Consider the following 3,739-nt stretch of genomic DNA (forward strand, 5'->3'; position numbering starts at 1 on the left):
TCAAATTTTCGGGAAACAGATGATGGAACTTAGGCAATGGACAAAACAACAGAATAAGGGAATGACGCTGATAGAAGTACTTGTTGTCGTTGCGATTCTTGCCATTACAGTTGGCATAGCAGGGGTGAGTATCTCACTGGCAACGAGCCGGGATGCGGAAAAAAGTGCAAAGATTATCAATGACGCTTTGGAGAGCAGCAGAATGTATGCCATGTCCAAGGCGGGAACCTTCGAAGTAATCATAGATGGCAGTGCACATACTGTTTTGATTGCTGATGCAGGTGAAACGGAAGAGCTGCCGGCAAAGGTGGATATCTATTTCCCAGATATCACAGATGCAGGTACGGCGGCTATTACCTTTGACAAGTCCAATGGACGGGTACAGAGCATTACCGTAGATGGGAGTAATTATACAGAAAAGATGCTTCGCATTTCTTCCAGAAACCAGAATGGAAAAACGGCTACGGTACTGTTGATTGTAAATACTGGAAAGCATTATGTGGAGTATAACTGATAGCAGATGTTGAGTAGAAGTTTTAAAAGTGGGAAAAAAGACAGTAAAGTCAAAAACGATAACAGAGGACTGAGTCTGGTAGAATTACTGGTTGCCTTTGCAGTGAGTGCGATCGTATTGTCCGGTCTGGCATATCTGATGATCAATGTACTGAATATATTTGGCAGGACAAATGTGAATGTGGAGCTGCAGAATGAGTCTCAGACAGCGATGAACCTGGTGATCGACAATATCATGGATGCAGGCGGGCTGTGCATGATAGAAACAGATCATGTACCAGTACCTGGTGATGCGGGAAATACACCAGTATGCGTTCTGCTTGGAAAGCTGACGATCAGTGATGCGGATTACGAATCGGTATCCTTTGTGGGAGATGCTGTTATATGGGATCCTGCGGAAGAAGAGATGTATCTTTTGACATATCAGAATATGACGGAAGGAGCGATGACTGCATCCGGCGCGGTGTCAAAGTCAGATGCAGCGTTGATTGCTATAAAGGAGATCCAGAAGCAGGTGTTAAATCTGTCAGTGGAAGACAGAAAACCTTTTCTGATGGCAAGACATGTGACAAGCTTTGATCTGCGGCCTGCCGATTATTATCAGTTTCCGGAGACTGGAAGTAAACCGGATCCGGATCAGCCGGGACTTTCACAGACAGTTTATTATTATCAAAGTCCCATTGTACTTTCCTTGCATATGAAATTTGCAATGGAATATAAAGCAGGCCGTGAACTGACAAGAGAAATGGATGATGATATATCCATACGGAGCAGAATTCCTTGTATCTATTTGCAGAGAAAGGGAAGCAGCATGCTGCCGTATTATGATGATACCATGAGATAACAGAGGATGATATATGGCAAAGCAGAAAGAAACGGGTAAGAGGAAAAATGGAGTATTAAAGGTACTGATAGGCATAGGAACAATGATGCTCCTTTCGTTATGTGCCTTTTTCTATATTGCTGTATTTCGGGAGGACAGAAAGCAGACAGAAAATGAGCAGGAGCAGCTTACGGCAGAGGTGTCCTATGTAGAAGACACTGAAAATATGGCACCCATCATCAAGTCAGGCTCTGAAGATAACAGAAAGGTTACCAAAATAATTGAAGTAGTACCACACCAGATCTGCTCAGCATTTCCCTATATGGTGGATTGGGGGACAGCAGAAGATTATAATGAAAATCTGATGGTCGGTTATGAAGGTATGCGTTATATCATGTTTGCTAACCTGGATGGACATATTGGTGGAAGTAAAGACCGTATTACAAGAGATGGCAGTCCTGAAAAGCTATATGAACTTTTTGGATATGATACTGTCGAATTTCATAATGCATATGGCGATTCACCTTATACGGGAGAGTGGCAGTCAAAATACTGGCGTATTTACGAGAGTGATAATAACGTTATGAACGTAAACGGCTATTTTGAATATGTGGGAGCCGGAAAGGGACTGTATGATATTGATACCGGTACCGTAGTTGAGAAGGAAGATGCTGCACATTATGGTATCCGCTATGAAATGACAGCTATGGACCGAAAAGGCAGTGAGAGTCCAAAGGGAGAGTATACAGTTCAGGATCCCGTGTGCTATGTGGCAAAGGATTATATGCCGGCATCTAATCCGGATGCTTCTAAGATTAAACAGTGGACCGGGTATCATTATCTGCTGAAGTTTGACTGCAAGTCAGCAACGAGCGCAGATTATCGTATTTATCATGTGACAGGGAAAAGTACAACTAATGCTTCTCTTGCTTATGAGTATCAGGCCTATCTGGCAGAAGGGGTAAGCTGGGATAATGGCTATGAGTACCAGAGCGGAGGAAACTATAAGCCCGACCAGATCACAGCAAGGTCTGCCAGAGATTTGAGAGAAGCTGATTATGCCGGTAAATATCTGCGGGTGGAGAGCAGTAAAAATAAAGATGGAGCAGCAGGAGTAAAGAACGGGTATTTTAAACTATATGATGCAGCAACAGACAGTACAAGTATCACTGATGATACGGTTCTTTATGATGTGACCTTTCAGGAGGCTGTATCAGGTGGAAGCTATGTCCTTTCAGCAGCAGGGGTAAAGAAGGTCATTGATGCAGGAGCTGCCAATGGAAGTGCATACAGCCAGATACTGTTTGATTATGTGGGAGCAGGAAAAGGAAATTATGATGTGTCCTTTATTTATGCACCAGCAGGTGCAGGCGGCAGTACCTACCTTGGGAAAAGATATGCGGCTTCCATAGACAAAATTACTTTTAATGGCGGCAGATATGCACTTGCGAGCAGCGTCAGCAAAAAGGAAGATTTGTATGTAGCCGGAAAAGGGGACTATTCCAAGCTGGTAACCTCTATAGACTGTAAAGGGATTACCTATGATAAGACAGGAAATGGAAGAACCTCTGATTCCGGGGCTCCGGCCGGTGTCAGTATGGGGCTTAGTGATTCAAATTCAGAAAGAGGAAGCTGGATCTTTCATGCAGTATCTTCAGATGAGTCAAATGGTGTGACCAAGGTAGATAATCTTGGAACGACCAAACGGATATATGTATATAATCAGAGCAGAAAGAACTGCTATTATGCACACAACCGTTTCTCCAATAATGAGTGGCTGAAGCTGCTGATCCTGATGACAAATGATGCGGGAACAGAACCCCTTGCCTGGCAGGATTATCGGAATGGATCCCTGACTGCAAAGCAGATCAAGGAAAAATATAAGGACGAGCTGGCCAGATTTGATGAAAGAAACCGGATAGAGATCGTGCAGAGAACGCCTGGGCAGCTGACTGCAGAGGAAGTAGAGGAAGCTGACCTGATCTACTTCTCGGAGCGGGAAGGTGTGTCCGGCATGTCTAATAAAAATGGTACAGCATGGAATTATATCAATGAGCATTTCTGTGGTGGTAAGCTGCAGCCGTTTGTGTCACCAGAACAGAATATGCATTATCAGGATGACCTGAGTGCTTCTGCGTTGATGGCGATTTACAAGTATTGCATGCATGATCAGACAACAGCTCTCATGCTGGATATGGATATGATAGCATCCAGATATATCAGTGATGGAAAGTATGCAGAAAAGAATATCGGCAAAATGGTCATGATGCTGGATCTTCTGGGAGAACCAAAGTATTTCGCTGATTTTATCGATGGGTATCCGGAGCATGATGCTCATCCTGATTATTCGGCAATAAACCCTGAAACAGCTGAGATTACAGTTTACAGACAGAAGAAAGATAA

Annotated in this window: 3 protein-coding genes; all 3 read left to right on the forward strand. The window is 43.6% G+C overall.

All coding sequences use genetic code 11. The features are described 5' to 3' along the window. Positions 1-514: type II secretion system protein (locus tag WJQ40_RS01810; RefSeq protein ID WP_337537705.1), on the forward strand; the 514-nt coding region annotated here is incomplete at its 5' end. 6 nt (positions 515-520) lie between these two features. Continuing rightward, positions 521-1,357: a prepilin-type N-terminal cleavage/methylation domain-containing protein gene (locus tag WJQ40_RS01815; RefSeq protein ID WP_337537706.1), complete on the forward strand. Its 837-nt coding sequence runs from the start codon at positions 521-523 to the stop codon at positions 1,355-1,357. 13 nt (positions 1,358-1,370) lie between these two features. After that, a partial coding sequence (locus WJQ40_RS01820) for a hypothetical protein (RefSeq protein ID WP_337537707.1) occupies positions 1,371-3,739 on the forward strand: 2,369 nt, incomplete at its 3' end.

Origin of the sequence: Suilimivivens sp., from assembly GCF_037359455.1 — a bacterium.
Classification (GTDB): domain Bacteria; phylum Bacillota; class Clostridia; order Lachnospirales; family Lachnospiraceae; genus Suilimivivens; species Suilimivivens aceti.